The following is a 944-nucleotide window of genomic DNA, read 5'->3' as shown; positions in this document are numbered from 1 at the left end:
AACCGAACATTGATTCGTCTCATTGTTTTCTTTTCCGCAGATCGCTGCCCCGCAGCGCGAGTGCCAGAAGCGCCGCCGGACTCCGACGACGACATCGACTCTTGCCCCTTCGCCGGGTCCTGATCTTCCAGCGAATTCTGATCTCCCGACAAATTCCAATTCTGCTCCCCCCACAATCCGTTTCGCTCCGTCCGAAGTGCACGAACCCCTGGACTGACGTCATCCGCGGAATCGCCAACCGCCTGGTCATTGTTAGGTGGCGCATCCTTCGCTCCCTCTTCCGGCGCCTCAGAACCAAACGAAGTTCGACGACGGTCCGCGGCCGCCGCAGACGCTAAAGCAGAGATAGAGGTAGAAGGCTGATACAACGTCGTTCCCGCTTTCTTGCCCAAACGTTTGGTCGCGGTCAAAAACTTGGCGTAGGTTCGCAACAACTCAGGAATTTTCTTCGGAAGACGACGTGCGGCAGCCTCCCCATATCGCTCTCTATACCGAAGCCAGGTTTCTTCCGGAACGAGCAAGGTCACCGTTTCCTTTCTGTCATTTTGTAAACGAGAGGAAATTTCTTCTTCGTTGTTGAGCAGTAAATATCCCATACCACACTCGGTTGCACGGCTTGCACGAATGTCACGCTTCCGATGAAAAAAATTCGCGAACATTTGCGTTGTAATCAGAGAAAATATTCTGGTTCGGTTCGAGCTGAGTCGGGTCAGCTGCGTCAAGCCAGGTAGGATTGAGCTACGTCAACTTAAGTCGAATCAGATCGAATCAAGTCAAGTCACAAGTCGAGCTAAGTCGAATCAAATCAAATCGAATCAAATCAAATCGAGTCAAGTCGAATCCAGCGGAGCGACATTGAAACAACCAAGATCTCAAACTTACCAATTGAAGATCGAAAATCACGAATTTCGAATCGGCAAAACCCAAGGGCCAACCAGAGCCGA

General features: G+C 51.2%; 1 protein-coding gene. It reads right to left on the bottom strand.

Annotated features, from left to right (window positions below; translation table 11 throughout):
• The coding region (locus EHQ17_RS12565) for a DUF1564 family protein (protein ID WP_135736190.1) at positions 1–596 on the bottom strand (596 nt) is incomplete at its 3' end.
• Positions 597–944 lie beyond the last annotated feature (348 nt).

Origin of the sequence: Leptospira gomenensis (genome assembly GCF_004770155.1) — a bacterium.
GTDB classification, from domain to species: Bacteria; Spirochaetota; Leptospiria; order Leptospirales; family Leptospiraceae; genus Leptospira; species Leptospira gomenensis.
This window is presented reverse-complemented; position numbering and strand designations above follow the sequence as displayed.